General features: G+C 46.1%; 14 protein-coding genes and 1 riboswitch. All 14 genes read right to left on the reverse strand.

The features are described from left to right. Window positions 1-5 precede the first annotated feature (5 nt). Window positions 6-2,561 carry a DNA gyrase subunit A gene (gene gyrA, locus GPK81_RS06250; RefSeq protein ID WP_021976144.1) on the reverse strand — a complete coding sequence of 852 codons (2,556 nt, stop codon included), beginning with the start codon at window positions 2,559-2,561 and terminating at the stop codon, window positions 6-8. A 14-nt stretch (window positions 2,562-2,575) separates the two neighbouring features. Then, on the reverse strand, window positions 2,576-4,501 hold the full coding sequence (gene gyrB, locus GPK81_RS06255; RefSeq protein WP_215706724.1) for a DNA topoisomerase (ATP-hydrolyzing) subunit B: 1,926 nt from the start codon (window positions 4,499-4,501) through the stop codon (window positions 2,576-2,578). Between the two features lie 509 nt (window positions 4,502-5,010). Beyond that, complete coding sequence (gene rsmI, locus GPK81_RS06260; RefSeq protein WP_215706725.1) at window positions 5,011-5,874, reverse strand: 16S rRNA (cytidine(1402)-2'-O)-methyltransferase; 864 nt, start codon at window positions 5,872-5,874, stop codon at window positions 5,011-5,013. Between the two features lie 765 nt (window positions 5,875-6,639). Further along, window positions 6,640-7,380, reverse strand: a complete 741-nt coding sequence (locus tag GPK81_RS06265) for a tRNA1(Val) (adenine(37)-N6)-methyltransferase (RefSeq protein ID WP_215706726.1) — start codon at window positions 7,378-7,380, stop codon at window positions 6,640-6,642. Continuing rightward, the gene (locus GPK81_RS06270; RefSeq protein WP_215706727.1) at window positions 7,370-8,269 is read right to left on the reverse strand and encodes a PSP1 domain-containing protein; all 900 of its coding nucleotides are present in this window, start codon (window positions 8,267-8,269) and stop codon (window positions 7,370-7,372) included. The genes GPK81_RS06265 and GPK81_RS06270 overlap by 11 nt, the downstream gene beginning before the upstream one ends. Window position 8,270: 1 nt before the next feature. Further along, window positions 8,271-9,260: a DNA polymerase III subunit delta' gene (gene holB / locus GPK81_RS06275; RefSeq protein ID WP_021975781.1), complete on the reverse strand. Its 990-nt coding sequence runs from the start codon at window positions 9,258-9,260 to the stop codon at window positions 8,271-8,273. A gap of 101 nt (window positions 9,261-9,361) precedes the next feature. Then, complete coding sequence (locus tag GPK81_RS06280; protein ID WP_021975782.1) at window positions 9,362-9,949, reverse strand: guanylate kinase; 588 nt, start codon at window positions 9,947-9,949, stop codon at window positions 9,362-9,364. 147 nt (window positions 9,950-10,096) lie between these two features. Further along, complete coding sequence (locus GPK81_RS06285) at window positions 10,097-11,536, reverse strand: aminotransferase class I/II-fold pyridoxal phosphate-dependent enzyme (protein ID WP_215706728.1); 1,440 nt, start codon at window positions 11,534-11,536, stop codon at window positions 10,097-10,099. A gap of 68 nt (window positions 11,537-11,604) precedes the next feature. Continuing rightward, window positions 11,605-12,141, reverse strand: a complete 537-nt coding sequence (locus GPK81_RS06290) for a Uma2 family endonuclease (protein WP_118063649.1) — start codon at window positions 12,139-12,141, stop codon at window positions 11,605-11,607. A gap of 102 nt (window positions 12,142-12,243) precedes the next feature. Further along, window positions 12,244-12,933 carry a response regulator transcription factor gene (locus tag GPK81_RS06295; protein WP_021975785.1) on the reverse strand — a complete coding sequence of 230 codons (690 nt, stop codon included), beginning with the start codon at window positions 12,931-12,933 and terminating at the stop codon, window positions 12,244-12,246. Beyond that, window positions 12,926-14,083, reverse strand: coding sequence for a sensor histidine kinase (locus tag GPK81_RS06300; protein WP_021975786.1), 1,158 nt, complete (start codon window positions 14,081-14,083; stop codon window positions 12,926-12,928). The genes GPK81_RS06295 and GPK81_RS06300 overlap by 8 nt, the downstream gene beginning before the upstream one ends. A 166-nt stretch (window positions 14,084-14,249) precedes the next feature. Next, the gene (gene metK / locus GPK81_RS06305) at window positions 14,250-15,437 is read right to left on the reverse strand and encodes a methionine adenosyltransferase (RefSeq protein WP_119248047.1); all 1,188 of its coding nucleotides are present in this window, start codon (window positions 15,435-15,437) and stop codon (window positions 14,250-14,252) included. Between the two features lie 86 nt (window positions 15,438-15,523). Beyond that, window positions 15,524-15,625: riboswitch (SAM riboswitch) on the reverse strand. Window positions 15,626-15,865: 240 nt separating this feature from the next. After that, on the reverse strand, window positions 15,866-17,455 hold the full coding sequence (locus GPK81_RS06310) for a pilin N-terminal domain-containing protein (RefSeq protein WP_215706729.1): 1,590 nt from the start codon (window positions 17,453-17,455) through the stop codon (window positions 15,866-15,868). Beyond that, window positions 17,439-18,347: a class C sortase gene (locus GPK81_RS06315; RefSeq protein WP_215706730.1), complete on the reverse strand. Its 909-nt coding sequence runs from the start codon at window positions 18,345-18,347 to the stop codon at window positions 17,439-17,441. Before GPK81_RS06315 ends, GPK81_RS06310 begins: the two co-directional genes overlap by 17 nt. Between the last annotated feature and the right edge of the window lie 5 nt (window positions 18,348-18,352).

The following is an 18,352-nucleotide window of genomic DNA, read 5'->3' on the forward strand; positions in this document are numbered from 1 at the left end:
CGACCTTATTCTTCTTCACTGCCTGTGACAGTTTCATCTGCGGATATTTCTTCCTCGTTATCGTTGGTCTCTCCGTCAGCTTTTTCGGAATTTACCTCCACTTCCGGATCTTTATCTCTTACCTTGGCGATGCTTGCAACCGTTACACCATCTGTAAGATTGATCATCTTCACACCGGAAGTGATCCTTCCAAGAACTGAGATATCTGCACACTGCAGACGGATGATGATACCTTCTGTTGTGATCATCATGATCTCGTTCTCTTCGTTCACAGCCTTGGCTCCGACAACGTTTCCGGTCTTCTCGGTGATCTTGTAGCACTTCACACCTTTACCGCCACGGTTCTGGACAACAAACTCACTCATTGCTGTACGTTTGCCCATTCCGTTCTCAGAAACTACCAGCAGATAATCCCCCTGGGTATTCAGCTGCATGGCAACAACTTCATCACCATCTGTAAGATTCATACCTCTTACACCCATGGATGCACGGCCTGTGCTGCGGACATCAGTCTCTTTAAAACGGATGCACTGTCCGTCCTTGGTCACAAGAATGATATCTTTGTTATTATCGGTAGCTTTAACCTCGATAAGCTCATCATCGTCACGGAGAACAATCGCTGTAAGGCCTGTCTTACGTACATTCTCGTAATCTCTGATCGGAGTTTTCTTCACAAGACCTTTCTTGGTTGCCATCATCAGATAATGACCCTCTTCATATTTGCGGAGCGGGATCACAGCTGTGATCTTTTCTCCCGGTGCAAGCTGCAGCAGGTTGATGATCGCAGTTCCTCTAGCTGTACGGCCGGCCTCCGGAATCTCATATGCCTTCAGTCTGTATACACGTCCGGTATTGGTAAAGAACATGAGATAATGATGGGTTGTAGTCATCAACAGCTCTTCAATATAATCGTCCTCAATGGTCTGCATACCCTTGATTCCTCTGCCGCCACGGTTCTGACTGCGGAAGTTATCAACCGTCATACGCTTGATGTAACCAAGCTTGGTCATTGCGATCACGGTATTCTCTCTCGGGATCAGATCCTCTGTGGAAATATCGTATACATCGTATCCGATGGAAGTCTTTCTGTCATCGCCGTATTTTTCTGCAACAGCGAGGATCTCCTCGCGGATCACACGGAGAAGAAGCTTACGGTCAGCGAGGATTGCCTGGAACTTGCGGATCTTCTCCATAAGCTCTGCATACTCGGCTTCCAGCTTCTCTCTTTCCAGACCTGTCAGTGCACGGAGACGCATATCCACGATTGCCTGAGCCTGAACGTCTGTCAGCTCAAAACGCTCAATAAGTTCCTGTTTCGCGATCTGTACATTACGGGAACCACGGATGATACGGATCACTTCATCGATATTATCAAGTGCTTTCAGGAGGCCTTCCAAAATGTGGGCTCTCTCCTGGGCTTTATTCAGATCGTACTGTGTTCTTCTGCGAACAACATTCTCCTGATGTTCCAGATAATACTCCAGCATCTCTTTCAGGTTCAGAACTTTCGGTTCCATGCTTCCATGATTCGGAACAAGGGAAAGCATGATCACGCCAAAAGTATCCTGCAGCTGTGTATGTTTGTAGAGCAGGTTCAGGATCACATTGGCATTGGCATCTTTACGGAGATCGATGCAGATACGCATACCTTCACGGCTGGAATGGTCATTCAGGTCTGTGATTCCATCGATCTTTTTATCACGGACAAGCTCTGCGATCTTCTCGATAAGGCGTGCCTTATTTACAAGGTATGGAAGCTCTGTGACTACGATACGGGATTTACCATTGGGCAAAGTCTCGATATTTGTCACAGCGCGGACACGGATCTTGCCACGACCTGTACGATAAGCTTCCTCGATTCCTCTTGTTCCGAGGATGGTTGCTCCTGTAGGGAAGTCCGGTCCCTTGACGATCTCAAGAAGTTCTTCCATTGCTGTCTCGCGGTCTTCTTCCACAATGTTATCAATAATCTTAACAACGGCATTAACTGTCTCACGAAGATTATGAGGTGGAATATTGGTCGCCATACCTACAGCGATACCTGTTGTACCGTTTACCAGCAGATTCGGAAAACGTGCCGGAAGTACAACCGGCTCACGTTCTGTCTCATCAAAGTTCGGCTGGAAATCAACGGTATCTTTGTTGATGTCTGCAAGCATCTCCATGGAAATCTTGCTGAGACGTGCCTCTGTGTATCGCATGGCAGCCGCACCGTCACCATCCACGGAACCAAAGTTTCCATGTCCGTCAACCAACGGATATCTTGTTGACCATTCCTGGGCCATATTAACCAGCGCACCGTAGATGGAACTGTCACCATGAGGGTGATATTTACCCATGGTATCACCGACAATACGCGCACATTTTCTGTGTGGTTTGTCAGGACCATTGTTCAGCTCGATCATGGAATACAGCACTCGGCGCTGTACCGGTTTCAGGCCGTCTCTTACATCCGGCAGAGCTCGTGAGGCGATAACACTCATGGCATAGTCGATGTAAGATTCTTTCATAGTTTTTTCCAAATCCACTTCGTGGACTTTGTCAAAAATATTATCTTCCATTCTTCTTTATTCTCCTAGATATCAAGATTCTTGACGAATCTTGCATTTTCTTCGATAAATTCACGTCTTGGCTCTACCTTGTCTCCCATAAGAGTGGTAAATGTCAGATCGATCTCAGATGTGGCAGCCTCGTCCATGGTCACACGGAGAAGAATTCTCTTCTCAGGGTCCATAGTAGTCTCCCAGAGCTGTTCCGCATCCATCTCACCCAGACCTTTATAACGCTGGATCTTATTGTTTCCGTCACGTCCGATCTCGGTAAGGATATTGTTCAGTTCATCATCATCGTATGCGTACCATACTTTCTTGTTTTTCTCGACTTTATAAAGAGGCGGCTGTGCCAGGTATACATATCCCTGCTTGATCAGCTCCGGCATAAAACGATACAGGAATGTCAGAAGCAGTGTTGCGATGTGCGCACCGTCAACATCGGCATCGGTCATAATGATTATCTTATGGTAACGAAGTTTGGAGATATCAAAATCCTCATGGATTCCGGTTCCGAAAGCAGTGATCATGGCCTTGATCTCTTTGTTTCCATAGATCTTGTCCAGACGTGCTTTTTCAACGTTCAGGATCTTACCACGAAGTGGAAGGATCGCCTGTGTGGCACGGTTTCTCGCTGTCTTGGCGGAACCGCCCGCGGAATCTCCCTCTACGATATAGATCTCGCAGTTCTCCGGATTCTTGTCCGAACAGTCTGCAAGTTTTCCAGGAAGAGACATGCTGTCCAGTGCGGATTTTCTTCTTGTAAGGTCACGGGCCTTTCTGGCTGCTTCTCTGGCTCTCTGTGCAAGAACAGATTTCTCAACAGTAGCCTTGGCAACTGCCGGATTCTGCTCCAGGAAAATCTCCAGCTGCTTGCTTACAACGCTGTCTACCGCACCTCTTGCCTCGCTGTTTCCAAGTTTCTGCTTGGTCTGTCCCTCAAACTGCGGATTCTCGATCTTAACGCTGACGATCGCGGTCAGACCTTCACGGATATCATCACCGCTTAAGTTCGGCTCGCTGTCCTTAAGAAGCTTATTCTTACGTGCGTAATCATTGAATGTATTGGTGATCGCATTACGGAAACCGGTAATGTGTGTACCGCCCTCCGGTGTATTGATATTATTTACAAAACCATAGGTATTCTCTGTATAGGAATCATTATGCTGCAGAGCAACCTCTACAGATACACCATCCTTCTCACCTTCACAGTAAATGATCTCCGGGTAAAGTGCCTCTTTACTTCTGTTCAGGTAGCTTACAAACTCACGGATACCACCCTCATAGTGGAATACCTTCTCACGCTCCTGGCCCTCTCTCTTATCTTCCAGCACAATACGAAGACCCCTTGTCAGGAATGCCATCTCACGGAGTCTCTGTTTCAGGATATCATAATCATAAACAGTCTCCTCAAAGATCTCCTTATCCGGAAGGAAATAAACCTTCGTTCCGGAAAGCTCCGGATCACAGTCGCCTACAACCTTCAGCGGATACATGGTCTTGCCACGCTCATATCTCTGTTTATATTCTTTACCCTCGTGGTAGATAGTAACCTCCAGCCACTCGGAAAGTGCATTTACAACCGATGCACCAACACCGTGAAGACCACCGGAAACCTTATATCCTCCACCGCCGAACTTACCACCTGCGTGAAGAATGGTAAATACAACCTCAACTGCCGGAATACCAGCCTTATGATTGATGCCAACCGGGATACCACGGCCATTATCTGTAACGGTAATGGAATTATCCGGATTGATATCTACATGAATCTCCGTACAAAAACCAGCCAGTGCTTCATCGACTGCATTATCCACGATCTCATATACGAGATGATGAAGTCCACGGCTGGAGGTACTTCCGATATACATTCCAGGCCTCTTACGTACGGCTTCCAGTCCCTCCAGGATCTGGATCTGATCTGCGCCGTATTCTGTATTCTCTGCGCCCATGTCATTCCTCCTGTTCTTGTCTGTCCGGACGTGTTTGAAAATTCATTTCTGCAGAACCACAGCAATTTCAGAAATTACTGCACCATACCCTGATCCATTAATTTCAGTAACTACTGTATTTTCAAATTTTGCAGAAAGCAATTCTCAAACCCGCTCCAGAAGTGTCATTTATACCTGTAAAATAAACGTTTTTTACATACGAATACAGAGTTTATTATAGCACAAAAAAGCCTGTATTTCCACGCAAAATCATAGGAAATACAGGCAAAAAAGTATCTTATTAAATGCAATCCCAAAACACAGCACCATATGCTCTTAAAACATATGAAATATTCAGCTACTCCGGTAAAAGCCCAAATTCCTTTAACAATTTCTTCTGGTATTCCGGATCTGATGCCGATCTTATAAAAAAAGCCACATACGTTCCCAAAAATCCTTGGTCACAGTATGCAGCTTATTCAATCATCCACGATCACGTTACCTACGATCCGTACCACAATTACACCTGATCATTCAGCAGAACCTTCTCCATCCAGAAGTGCCTTATAAATATCCCTCTTGGAAACACCACGATCCCTAGCGGCAAGCTTCATAGCATCCTTTCTGGAATTCCCCTGCTGCTCATACATCGCCACATGCTCCGCAATGGAAACCTCCTCCCAGGAAGCACGCTTCTCCGCTTCCATTTCACTGCGGCTTCTGCCCTCGATCACAAGGACACACTCACCCAGTGGCTTCTCATCTTTATAAAAATCCATCAGATCATCGATCGTCGTCCGAAACGCCGTCTCATGTTTCTTTGTCAGCTCCCTGCAAAGAGTCATCCTGCGGTTACCAAGTGCCTCTCTGAGCTCGCCAAGGGTCCGTACAAGCCTGTGAGGCGCCTCATACAGGATAATAGTCCTCGTCTCGCTGGAAAGCTCTTCCAGAATCGTTTTTCGCTCTTTCTTATCCGCCGGAAGAAACGCCTCGAAGGCAAAACGCCTGGTATGCAGACCTGACAAAGTCAGAGCAGTAATACAGGCAGCAGGCCCCGGCAATGAAGTCACCTCAATACCAGCTTCGTAACACATAGCTGCAAGTTCTTCTCCAGGATCTGAGATACCTGGAGTTCCTGCATCTGTGATCAACGCAATGTTTGTGCCTGAGAGCATTTTTTCCACAAGAACGTGACCTTTGTCGATCTTATTATATTCATGATAACTGGTCATGGGGGTTTTTATGTCAAAATGATTTAAAAGTTTAATACTGTTGCGGGTATCTTCCGCAGCGATTAAGTCCACTTCCCGAAGGGTTCTTAGGACTCGAAGGGTGATGTCTTCGAGGTTTCCTATGGGGGTGGCGCATAAGTATAGTTTTCCGTTTTGTTTCATATTTTCCTCTTTTCTCGCTTAACCGCGGGGAGTTGTTTTCCACTTGGCCGTGGGGGATATTCCGCTTGACCGCGGGGGGGTGTTTAAGTTTGGGAACTTTGAAAACCGCAAAGGGGCCGCAAAGCCGCGCCCCCTCTGCACACCCCTTGGGCTTTTTTTAAGTAGTGCAAGGGATTCGTTGTTCTTATTTGTTGACTTGTGTCTATATGCTTCGGTATTCAGCGCACTATGCTGTGCCGATGTTGTTTTATTTCTTCACTTTCTCTGTGGTTCTCTTCTGGCAAGGTGTCTGTATTCTTCGATACTCAGCGCGCTACGCTGTGCCGATGTTGTTTTATTTCTTCACTTTCTCAGTGATTCACTTCTGGCAAGGTGTCTGTATTCTTCGATACTCAATGCGCTACGCGTTGCGATCTCTCGCTTTGAATCTCAGGCGAGGGGAGGCAGGCTGCTGGTGGTGACGTTAGCGGAGCCCCCGTCAGCGAGGTGAGGATAGCTGCTGCCACCGAGCGCACTGTTTGAGCGAAGCGAGTTTGCGCGAATGGCAGCAAACCGGCGCCGCAGCCGAGCAGGGGGCGCAGCGTGTCACCACCAGCAGCCTGCCTCCCCTCGCCGTCCCTTCACCAACCGAAGTTCCACAGCCACCATCACCTCCCAGCCATCCAGCGCAGCGCCGATGGCCCAAAACCTCCCGAGCAGCCACCCCAATCTCTCACAACCAAACAACCAACCAGGCAGCCACCCTAAGCCACAACATCACAACATTCACACCATCCGATACAACTCCAAAATATCCTTAGTATAAACCCCAGGCCTCTCATAAACCACCAGCGGCCGTTCAACCTGGATCCTGGAATTCCCGCCCTTACAGGCCTCGATCAACACCATATTCGGCTCCTTATCAATAAAAGGATACACCAGCTGCATCCTCTTAGGCTCTAGCTTATACTTCGTCAAAGTCGCCATCAGCTCCACCAGTCTGAAAGGCCTGTGCACCAGAAAAAACCTCCCCCGGTCCTTCAGAACCCGGGCAGCCTGACAGGCCACATCATCAAAAGTACAAAGAATCTCATGCCTCGCAATCGCCTTGGGAACATGCGGATTCGTTAACCCATGCTGTCCGATCATATACGGCGGATTACACGTCACCACATCAAAAGAAGCCGCCCCAAAAATCCCGGCAGCCTCCTTGATATCACCTTCAACGATCCGAACCCTGTCCTCAAGACCATTATATCTCACACTACGGTCAGCCATCTCCGCACACTCATGCTGGATCTCCAGCCCCGTAAAATGCTCCCCATCCGTACGGTCAGAAAGCAAAATCGGAATAATTCCCGTGCCAGTCCCCATATCCAGTGCAACCTCACCCTTCTTCACCCGGGCAAAACCAGACAACAGAACCGCATCCATCCCGAAACAGAACTTCTTCGGATCCTGGATCACAAACAACCCATTCTGAAGATCATCCACACGCTCACCACATTTAACAAGATCACTTCTCATTCGGTTTTGAATCTCCCTTTTTAGCCTCTTTCTCATCGTGGTCAGCAGAACCTGCACCACCCTTACCTTTTTTCTTCTTGGGGCGGAACTTCAGATCACGAACCGGAAACTCCTGGATCTCCTTCTCATCGTTAACATCCACAACAATCTTAACCATCTGACGGAGAACATTCACACTCTGAACTGTACCGGTAATACCCTGCGGTGTAGTCACTATATCACCAATTCCCGGAAGATTCCGGTTCAGCTCCTCATAAGTTTCCTGCTCATTCTTAAGACAGCACATCAGACGTCCACAAACACCTGAAATCTTCGTCTGGTTCAGAGAAAGATTCTGCTCTTTCGCCATCTTAATGGAAACCGGTGCAAATTCGGAAAGATACGTATGGCAGCAAAGCGTCCTTCCACAGATACCAATACCACCAAGGATCTTCGTCTCATCACGGACACCGATCTGACGAAGCTCAATCCTTGTCTTAAACACAGACGCCAGATCCTTAACAAGCTGACGAAAATCAATCCGCCCGTCCGCTGTAAAATAAAACAGCACCTTGTTATTATCAAACGTATACTCCGCATCGATCAGCTTCATCTCAAGCCCATGTTCACGGATCTTCTTCTTGCAGATCTTAAAAGCCTCTTTCTCCTTCAGACGGTTCTCAGCCTCATGCTCCTCGTCCTCTTTTGTCGCAACACGGAGAACTTCCTTCAGCGGATGCACCACCTCGTCCTCCCTCACACTGCGCGGCTCCAGAACAACACGGCCATACTCCACACCGCGGGCAGTCTCCACGATCACATGATCGCCGACCTTCACCTTATAGTTCTTCGGATTAAAATAATAAATCTTACCAACGTTACGAAATCTAACTCCAACTACCATTTCCATTCTATTTCTCCCTAATTGTCAGGAACAGGAGCTCCAGGGCAAGTTCGAGATTAACATTGGCACGGAGACGCACCTTGGTCTTCTCCAGTGCTTCAAGGATCTTTTCGATATTCTCATAAGAACGCTCGCTGGCCTGCTCTCTGATAAAATTAATCTCCTGTTTAAAAACCAGGTTGTCAATTTCCCTTGTTGCCTTAAACATCAGAACATCGCGGAACCAGAACTGAAAAATATCCAGGTAATCATTGATATTATTCTTATCAGCAGTCAGAGTCTTAATTGCCTCTGTCAGCTCATAAACTTCCATGGAATTGGCATATTTCAAAATCTTCAGTGCATTGGCCGTCATATCCGCAAACTCCTGGGAAGTAGCGGCCTCCTTCGCCTTGCCAATGCTGCCCTGTGCATAGGACGCATCGATCTCAGCCTGATAATCCGGCACCTGAAGATGCTCCATCAGATATTTTTTCACAAGACCATCATCCACTACTTTCAGATCCAGACGCACGCACCTGGAACGGATGGTAGGAAGAAGGCTGTCGATATTGCTGGTCAACAACAAGATTACCGCATATTCCGGCGGCTCCTCGATTGTTTTCAAAAGGGCATTCTGCGCCTGTACTGTCATCATCTCCGCATCCGGAATGATATAGATCTTATACGGACTGCAGTACGGCTTGATATCCACATCATGGACAACCTGCTCACGCACCTCATCAATACTGATACTGCCAGGTTTCTCATGTGTCACTGTGATAATATCCGGATGATTCTTGCCGATCACCTTCTTACAGGAATCACAGGTCATACACGGTTCAGATTCTCCTGATTCACACTGCAGTGCTGCCGCAAAAGTCCCCGCAAGAAGTTTCTTGCCGGAGCCCGGTTCTCCCGTAAAAATATAAGAGTGGGACACCTTCCCTGTCTCTATCGCATTCTTCAAATGCCTGATTATATCGTCATGGCCGATGATGTCATGAAATCCTGCCATAAGAATCACCTCTTTCTGCCTTTTGTGTCCTCCGTCATACCCGGCGGACATCTTTCATCTAATTATAACATAATCTTCTGTATAAAAAAAACTATTTTTCCCTATTGTACAGATTTTATATAATTTCCAATTTCCTTCACACATTCATCCAGATTATGATTCTGAAAGCGCTTCCATATACCAGCTTTCAGAATATTTTCTTCTGAAAAATCATTCTGGTCCGCCAGAAAACGCCTGCACATCTCCTCATACTTCGGCACTTCCTGAGTTCTCTCACGGGCAAGGGCACGCTCCAGACGCTCCCCGTCCTCCACTTCTATATAAACAGGACGCATCACATCATCCCCATAATACTCCCGAAGTTTCACAAAAGACTCCAGCGTACCGATTCCCAGATAGCTGTCATTTCCCACGGAAACCTGCCCGTCATCCGCTGTAAAATATGTCCACGGACCATAAACCGTCTGATAAGTCCTGGCCTCGATCAGCTTCCCGTTTCTCCGGAACTCCTTCAGTTTATTTTCATCCACAAAAAAATATTCTCTTCCGTTCTCTTCTCCATCACGGATCGGCCGGGTGGTATAGATCACAAGCCGCCTCAGTCCCAGCTCCTGGTCCGCCTCCAGCTGCCTGTAAATACTATCCTTACCGGAAGAACTTTTTCCCATAATGTAAAAAATCTTTCCCACTCTGTCTCCTCTGCTTTCCGCGCATTACTGCTCACACTTCAGCCCAATCCAATATATCCCATAGCCAAAGCAGACAATCCGTTTGCTGCCTTCCCACAGATCAGCAATACACAGAATTTTCACTGTCAGTTATCACTGTCATACATCTCATGTTTCATTCTTCACAACGCACACAGTCTCACTTGTCTGGTCACTCAGGCCCTGTACCTCAAAGCCCTGTTCCAGGTATCTTCTCACATTTTTTACGAAATGTCCAGAAATCTGTTCCCCCGGAACGATCAGCGGGATTCCCGGAGGATAAAGATATGCAAACTCCACAGAAGTGCGCCCGATACATTCCTCAAGGGCACAACGCTCAGATTCCGCATCCATCGCCTGAGAAATTCGCATCATCTGCTTCATTTTTCCATTCTTCAATGGTTTTTCTTCCTCCGCCTCCTTTTTACATTTTAACGATTCACGCCTGTCGATCTCTTCAACGGCTTCGCAAAGTCTTCGAAATCCCTCAGCCGTATCTCCAACTGCTGCCAGCGCCAGAACATAATTCTCCGCCTCCATCTCCATTTCCAGATGGAACTCCTCCCTGAGGATCTGATGCAGCTGTCTTCCATTCAATGAGCTGTTCACTGTCGACAGCAATATCTTGGATCTGTCGAAATCAAAAACTCTCTGGCATTCACAAACTTCCGGAGTGACCAGCCGGATATATTTACACTTTCCAAGACGCTCCCTGGCTTTTTCCAGATTGTCCGTAAATACCTGGAACATTTCATCCCCTTCCCGCTCCAGCTTATCCATACACGCATCAATACTACTCATAAGAATGTAAGAAGGGCTGCTGCTCTGATAAATTCTCAGAAAACGCTTCAGTTTTTCTCTGCTTATCCGCTCGCTGCACAGATGGATCACCCCCGTCTGCGTCAGACACGGCAATGTTTTATGTACGCTGTTGATCACCACATCCGCACCAAGCTGCGCCGCAGACACCGGAAAATAATCCGAAAAACGAAAATGTGCCCCATGAGCCTCGTCCACGATCAGCGGCACACCATAATGATGAGCAACCTCCGCGATCTTCGCCACATCTGACACGATCCCGTCATAAGTCGGGGAAGTGATCAGAACCGCCTCGATTTCCGGATTCTCTGCCAGATACATTTCCACACAGCTCGGTGAGATTCCTCCGTTTATCCCCAGTTTTGGATCTTCATGTGGATAAATATACGTAGCACCCAGATCTCTGAGGTAGATTGCGTGATAAACTGCTTTATGGCAATTCCTTGCCACCAGGATCTGACCACCCTTATCTACAGCCGCAGACACCGCCGCCAGAATCGCCCCGGAACTTCCGTTAATACTGTAAAAACTCTCCGGCACACCATAAAGCCGTGCAACATCCTCCTGGGCCCTTTTCAGAATATCCTCTGCATGATGCAGGTTATCGAACCCGTTGATTTCCGTAATATCCCTCTCTACCGGAAAATCTCCATCCACAGCCAGTGGATTTCTCTTATGCCCGGGCATATGAAATGGGTAAAAATCACTTCTGCCGTATGCCTCCAGTTTTTTATATAATCTGTCTTCCATAATTCTCCCTTTCGTCCAGATAATAATAAAGAGGGGCTATCATCAAAACGATATTCCCCTCTGTTTTATCACATCTCAGTAAAGTCAATCCTCAGATCCTCATAAATTCCAACCTTAACCGAATCCTGAAATGTATACTGTTCCGTATCTTCATTCTCAAAATCATATACCATTATCTGATTCTTCGTCGGATCCACGATCCAGTATTCTCTCACACCGGCAGTCCTGTATTTAAACAGCTTCGTGTAGTAGTCCATACGCCTGCTTGAAGGAGAAACGATCTCAATGATCCAGTCCGGAGCTCCTTTACAACCTCTGTCATCCAGTTTATCAGAATCACAGATAACGGAAACATCCGGTTCCACGTAAGTATTTGTTTTCTCATCCAGATACACTGCAAACGGTGCAGCAAATACTTCACATTTCCCTTTATTGTCATCTATATAGTTGCCTATTTTTCTGGACAAAATGCTCGAGATCCTCTGATGTCTCGTATTCGGTGGCGACATATAATAAATTTGTCCATCGATCAGTTCCGCTCTTTCGCCCTCCGGCAGAGCATAAATATCCTCTATCGTATAAACTTTTTCTTTCAACAGCGGCATATTTCCACTCCTCTCAAAAACACCTGGTAAAATGTACACCTTTATTTCGCTCTGCATTCATACGCGCATACAGCAGCTCCATCTGAAGATTTCCCGATACACTCACACCTTAAACCGGTATCCCACACCCCAGATTGTCTCAATATACTGAGGCTTGGCCGTATTAAACTCGATCTTCTCACGGATCTTCTTGATATGAACCGTAACCGTGGCGATATCACCCACAGACTCCATATCCCAGATTTCCCGGAAAAGCTCTTCCTTCGTAAATACCCTGTTTGGATTCTCCGCCAGGAAAGTCAGAAGATCAAACTCCTTGGTAGTAAATGTCGTCTCCTCGCCATTGACCCATACACGTCTGGCTGTCTTATCAATCTTAATGCCACGGATCTCGATCACATCATTCTTATGCACATTGGAACCAACCAGACGGTTATAACGCTCCATATGAGCCTTCACACGGGCAACCAGCTCACTTGGGCTGAACGGCTTGGTCATATAATCGTCTGCACCAAGTCCAAGTCCACGGATCTTATCGATGTCATCCTTCTTCGCGGAAACCATGATGATCGGCGTATTTTTCTCCTCACGGACCTGTCGGCAAATATCGAAACCGTCCACCTCCGGAAGCATCAGATCCAGAATGATCAGATCAAAATCCTCCTTCATGGCACGTACAAGACCTGTATCACCACGGTTCTCGATCTCCACTTCAAACCCCGAAAGCTCCAGATAATCCTTCTCAAGATCCGCAATCGCTTCCTCATCCTCTATGATCAAAATTCTACTCATTAATCGGTACCTCCTGATATTTTCTAAGAACAAAATACATGATCGTTCCAATTCCCAGCCTGCTTGTAGCCCAGACCTTTCCTCCATGATCCTCCATGATCTTCTTTACGATGGAAAGTCCGATACCGCTTCCTCCTTTGGAAGAATTTCTGGAAACATCGGTACGGTAAAAACGGTCAAAAATATACGGCAGATCCTTGGCGGCAATTCCTTTACCATTATCCTCGATCTCCACCTGGATAAAATCACCCACATCCTTCACACGAAGCTGGATGATCCCCTTGGGCTTCTCCATATATTTAATGGCATTGCTCACAATATTATGGATCACACGGCGGATCTGCTCTCCATCTGCGATCACCTGGACATCTTTCTCCACATAATTGGCATACACAAGCTCAATTCCCTTGGTTTCCATCTCAAGTCCAAGTTCCTCCGCACAGTCCGAAAAATAATCCTCCACATTCAGCTTGCTGAACGTATACGGAATACGGTTGGTATCGATCTTGGAATAAAACGTCAGCTCATTGATCAGGTGATCCATCTCATTGGTCTTATTATAAATAGTACGCACATACCGGTTCATCTTCTCCGGTGTATCTGCCACACCATCCATAATCCCCTCCACATAACCCTTCACCGCAGTGATCGGTGTCTTCAGGTCATGGGAAATATTACTGATCAGTTCCTTGTTCTCCTTATCCATCAGGATCTTCTCTTCCGTGGACTCCTTCAGCCGTTTACGCATCTCCTCAAAATCCTGGCAAAGCTGGGAAAATTCATCCTTCCCCTCAACCTCCAGCACAAAATCCAGATTACCCTCTTTGATGTTCTGGGTTGCCTTACGAAGCTTCACCAGCGGAACCGCAATACTCCTGTAGATCCAGAGACCTACAGACAGCGCTGTAAAAACAAGAATGATCGTTGCCGTCAGAATCATATCCTTGGCCATCAGCTTCACCTGACTGCTGGAAGACTGCGCCAGAGAAATATCATAGACCATCTCATTGGAATCAGCAGCCTGACTGCTGCTCTCCTGTACATGTTTCACCTGAGTCCGGCTGAAACCGTAAAGACTTGCTGAAAAAAGAAGCAGCGGCAGCAGGATCACTGCGATAAAGCCCACAATAATACGTGTTTTTAACTTCATCTATATCTCCGTCCTTTATTAATCAAGCGGATATTTGCAATCCACATTTACACACGTATTATAACATAAACTATATTACCCATCTCTAAATTTTCTATAAAAAAGCCCCCGGTAGTGCGAATACCGGGGGCTTCAATCTTTGTTCTTTTGGAACTATTATTATCTCTTACAGATATTTCTTCAGAGTCTCAACCTTGTCCAGATGCTCCCATGGAAGGTCAACATCTGTACGGCCAAAGTGACCATAAGCAGCAGTCTGTTTGTAGATCGGACGGCGAAGATCAAGCATCTTGATGATACCAGCCGGACGAAGGTCAAAATTCTCACGAACGATCTCAACAAGCTTGGTCTCAGAAAGCTTACCAGTTCCGAAAGTATTCACACTGACAGATGTCGGATGTGCAACACCGATTGCATAGGAAAGCTGGATCTCACACTTGTCAGCAAGACCTGCTGCAACAATATTCTTAGCAACGTAACGAGCTGCATAAGCTGCAGAACGGTCTACCTTTGTGCAGTCCTTACCGGAGAAAGCACCGCCGCCGTGACGTCCTGTTCCACCGTAGGTATCAACGATGATCTTACGTCCTGTCAGACCACTGTCACCGTGAGGTCCGCCGATAACAAAACGGCCTGTCGGGTTGATGAAATATTTGGTATCCGCGTCAACCATATCAGCCGGGATGATCGCATCAAAAACATATTTCTTAATGTCCTCATGGATCTGCTCCTGAGTAACATCCGGATCATGCTGTGTAGAGCATACAACCGCATCGATTCTCTTCGGTTTGCCAGCCTCATCATACTCAACTGTAACCTGAGTTTTTCCATCTGGTCTTAAGTATTTCAGAGTACCGTCTTTACGAACTTTTGTCAGCTGCTGTGCAAGCTTATGTGCCATGTTGATGGCATAAGGCATATACTCCTCAGTCTCGTTGGAAGCATAACCAAACTGAAGGCCCTGGTCACCGGCACCGATGGAATCCAACTCATCCTCGTTCATGTTATCCTCTTTCTGCTCAAGCGCCTTGTCAACACCCATAGCGATATCTGTGGACTGTTTGTCAAGAGCTGTGATAACTGCGCAGGTATCTGCGTCAAAACCATAATCAGCATTGTCATATCCAATCTCACGGATCGTATCACGAACGATCTTCTGGATATCAACGTTAGCCTTGGTTGTGATCTCACCCATAACAAGTACAAGACCTGTAGTAGTAGCAGTCTCGCATGCAACACGGCTCATTGGGTCCTGCTCCATCATAGCGTCAAGGATGGCATCGGAAATAGAGTCGCAAACCTTGTCAGGATGTCCTTCAGTTACAGATTCAGATGTAAATAAAATTTTCTCCATGTTCTTCTCCTTTTGTAATAAAACAACGGTCATAGACATAAAAAACAGCCCGTACAATCCGGACTGTTTAAGTTCTGTAAACAATCCTCTTATTGTTCGATTGCTCGCTCAGGTTGGCACCTTCCAGAATATTCCGGGGTTGCCGTGGCTTCTCAGATCCTTTGTATCTCCACCACTCTGAATAAAAGGCTATCTTTTATGAAATTACTGCAACACATACAATATACTTCTCCTTACCAAATGTCAAGAAATTTTTTATGTAAAACTCTCTTTTGATAAAAAAAAGACAATATTCCCATTCCCTGTTGTTTATCTCTCATCCGCCGTTACAGTAAAAATATTCGTAAAACGGTTCTCCATATCCAGCGAAAGACCAGACATCTCTGTCTGGCCTTTCTGATGATCATTCTTTACAATGATTCATTTTATTATTTTTTCTTTTTTCTTTTTACTGCAAAACCTGCTGCACCGCCAACTACGATCGCTGCTGCAAGGATGCCAACCCATACACCGATCGGTGTATTATCGCCGGTCTTTACAGAAGTACGTCCTGTTGTTCCGCCTCCATCATTATTGGTTGATGTAGAACCTCCAGGTACTGGTGTACTTGTTCTCTCAGAAGGTGTTACTGTTGGCTGTCCGCTCGGTACCGGTGTATTCGTTACCGTCGGCTCCGGTGTTGTATTCTTACTGTTAGTGATATCCATGGAGTTTTCATAACTCTCACTTTCGTTCAGAATGATATCACCTTCACCGTCGATCTCATATGCGAAAGAATCATGATCAACCGGATTTCCATCCTTATCAGTCTCCATAACTGTATAGGTAACTGACTCAGGTTCTGTATTCTCCGGGAAAGAAATCTCTATATCGACAGAACCGTTCTGATTCAGTTCTCTGATCGTACCCTCAACAAGATTCAGAGAGTCATCTGCTCCTGTCTCAAATACAGCTGCATAGAAAGTATCCGGTACCGTTGTCTCCTGTCCGTCAACAAGAACCTTCTTATTGATCTTAATATGTCCTTTCAACGCAAATCCAGTCGGAATGAAAGAATAATAGTTATTTACATATGATACCGATTCTGTAGAACCATTCTGGCTGATCTCTGCCTCATTGGTCGCATTTTCATTGGAATCAGTTACATCATAGTAATAGGACTTTCCTTCATCTATAATGATTGAATCATTAATAGTCATCGGATCGCCATTCTCGTCCAGCTCAAATACATAATATTTTCCATCTGGTACATTTGCCCAGGTAGCCGTTCCGCTGCTTGCTTTTACAAGGCGGATATCTTTCATGTAGTCACTTCTGAACGGGATTGTTCCCTTATCATCCAGGAAAAGACCAACTTTATAGGTTGCATCATCTGCTTCCATTTCGATAACATCGAAAGTATCCTGATTAATATAGTACAGTCGTTTTGTAACCTGGATCTTTGTTTCCTTATCACCATCACGGGTTATCGTCTTCGGATATGCCTGCACATTATAAGTCCAGCCAGTACCTTCCTCTACAAAAGGAACCGTCAGTACCATCGGTGAAACAGATACATTCGGGTCATCCGGATTGCTCTGCACGATCAGATATACACCCTCAGCCATGTTATTGTACACAATGTTTCCATTCGCATCTGACTGCATTTCGCTTCCGCTGATCCCTGCTTTTTTTACTGCCGCGGAAAGAGACTCCGCCGCTTTGTACCAGTCTTCTGCTGTTTTGATATTCTCGAAATCGATTCCTGTAAACTGAAGTGCGCCATCCGCCACAAAATGTACGTTTCCGTCAAAAGTCACACCACCAACTTTATAAAGTGTCAGCTTCACATTTGGAATCGGCTTTACTGTTCCGTCATCTCCAGCTTCCTGCACCGTCAGAGTGATCGTACCGGTTTTACCGGCTTCATAATCATCTGCCAGAACTACCTGTGAAATACTGCCGATCAGCATTACAGCCATTACCAGAAATGCCAGAAAGCTGTTTAAAAAATTTTTCCGCTTAGTTCTCTTTTCCACTTTTTTCTGCCTCCTCTTTTCCTCCCGATCCCCGTCGCTTTCCACTGCGGCGGACGATCAGATAAACCAGCAGTATCAAGATAACAAGCACTGCACCTCCCGCAGCCAGCACTTTCTTTGGATCTGTCTGTGCAAGTTTCTGCGGAATTGTATCATTACTCTTCTCTTCTTCCACATATTCCGTACGGGTTCCCCGCACAAGAAGTCTGTGTGTATTTACTCCATATGGGGTACAGGTCACAAGTGTTACAAGATCTTTTCCCTCTACGATATCCAGTTCACTTGTTTCTTCCGGAAGAACCGTTTTTATCTGATCTACTTTATATGCCAGATTCTTTCCCAGGATATGCAGGATAAAAATATCTCCCACTTCCATCTGATCCAGATCTGTAAAAAGCTTCGCATTGGGAAGTCCACGATGAGCTGCCAGTACCGCATGAGTACTTTCGCCTCCAATCGGAAGACTGGTTCCCTCTACATGACCAACACCTTTTTCCAGTACATTTTTGCTTAATCCATGATAAATCGCCAGCTTTGCCTGAATCTTCGGGATCTCAATACTTCCCATCAGGCCATCGCCATTCGGATCAAGAACTTCATCGTAAGGATGCGTCGGTTCGTAATCTTCCTCTTCATTAAACGCATCTACAATACTGTTCACGGGATGTTCCGCATTATATTCTTCTGCTTCTTTCCAGAGCTTTTCATAGTTGTCATCAGAAAGATCTGTAACCGCCTGATCGTAAGTACTGATCAGCTGTGCATTTCTGTACTGATTCCACATATCACTGACCGTCGGATAAAGAAAAATTCCCGCTCCCACCAGAAAAGCCGCTGCGATAAAGATATTAAGGACAATACTGCCCTTTTTCTTCTTTTTCTTTTTAGCCATACATC

The organism is Blautia sp. MCC283, from assembly GCF_018785565.1.
Classification (GTDB): Bacteria; Bacillota; Clostridia; order Lachnospirales; family Lachnospiraceae; genus Blautia_A.

Excerpts from the sequence above, each read along its gene's own strand:
- holB (WP_021975781.1), bottom strand. The coding sequence starts at position 9,260 with ATGGCAGGATTTCATGACATCATCGGCCATGACGATATAATCAGGCAT.
- GPK81_RS06300 (WP_021975786.1), bottom strand. The coding sequence starts at position 14,083 with ATGAAGTTAAAAACACGTATTATTGTGGGCTTTATCGCAGTGATCCTG.
- rsmI (WP_215706725.1), bottom strand. The coding sequence starts at position 5,874 with ATGAAACAAAACGGAAAACTATACTTATGCGCCACCCCCATAGGAAAC.
- GPK81_RS06290 (WP_118063649.1), bottom strand. The coding sequence starts at position 12,141 with ATGCCGCTGTTGAAAGAAAAAGTTTATACGATAGAGGATATTTATGCT.
- GPK81_RS06285 (WP_215706728.1), bottom strand. The coding sequence starts at position 11,536 with ATGGAAGACAGATTATATAAAAAACTGGAGGCATACGGCAGAAGTGAT.
- GPK81_RS06265 (WP_215706726.1), bottom strand. The coding sequence starts at position 7,380 with ATGAGAAGTGATCTTGTTAAATGTGGTGAGCGTGTGGATGATCTTCAG.
- gyrA (WP_021976144.1), bottom strand. The coding sequence starts at position 2,561 with ATGGAAGATAATATTTTTGACAAAGTCCACGAAGTGGATTTGGAAAAA.
- GPK81_RS06295 (WP_021975785.1), bottom strand. The coding sequence starts at position 12,933 with ATGAGTAGAATTTTGATCATAGAGGATGAGGAAGCGATTGCGGATCTT.
- GPK81_RS06315 (WP_215706730.1), bottom strand. The coding sequence starts at position 18,347 with ATGGCTAAAAAGAAAAAGAAGAAAAAGGGCAGTATTGTCCTTAATATC.
- GPK81_RS06270 (WP_215706727.1), bottom strand. The coding sequence starts at position 8,269 with ATGGAAATGGTAGTTGGAGTTAGATTTCGTAACGTTGGTAAGATTTAT.
- metK (WP_119248047.1), bottom strand. The coding sequence starts at position 15,437 with ATGGAGAAAATTTTATTTACATCTGAATCTGTAACTGAAGGACATCCT.
- gyrB (WP_215706724.1), bottom strand. The coding sequence starts at position 4,501 with ATGGGCGCAGAGAATACAGAATACGGCGCAGATCAGATCCAGATCCTG.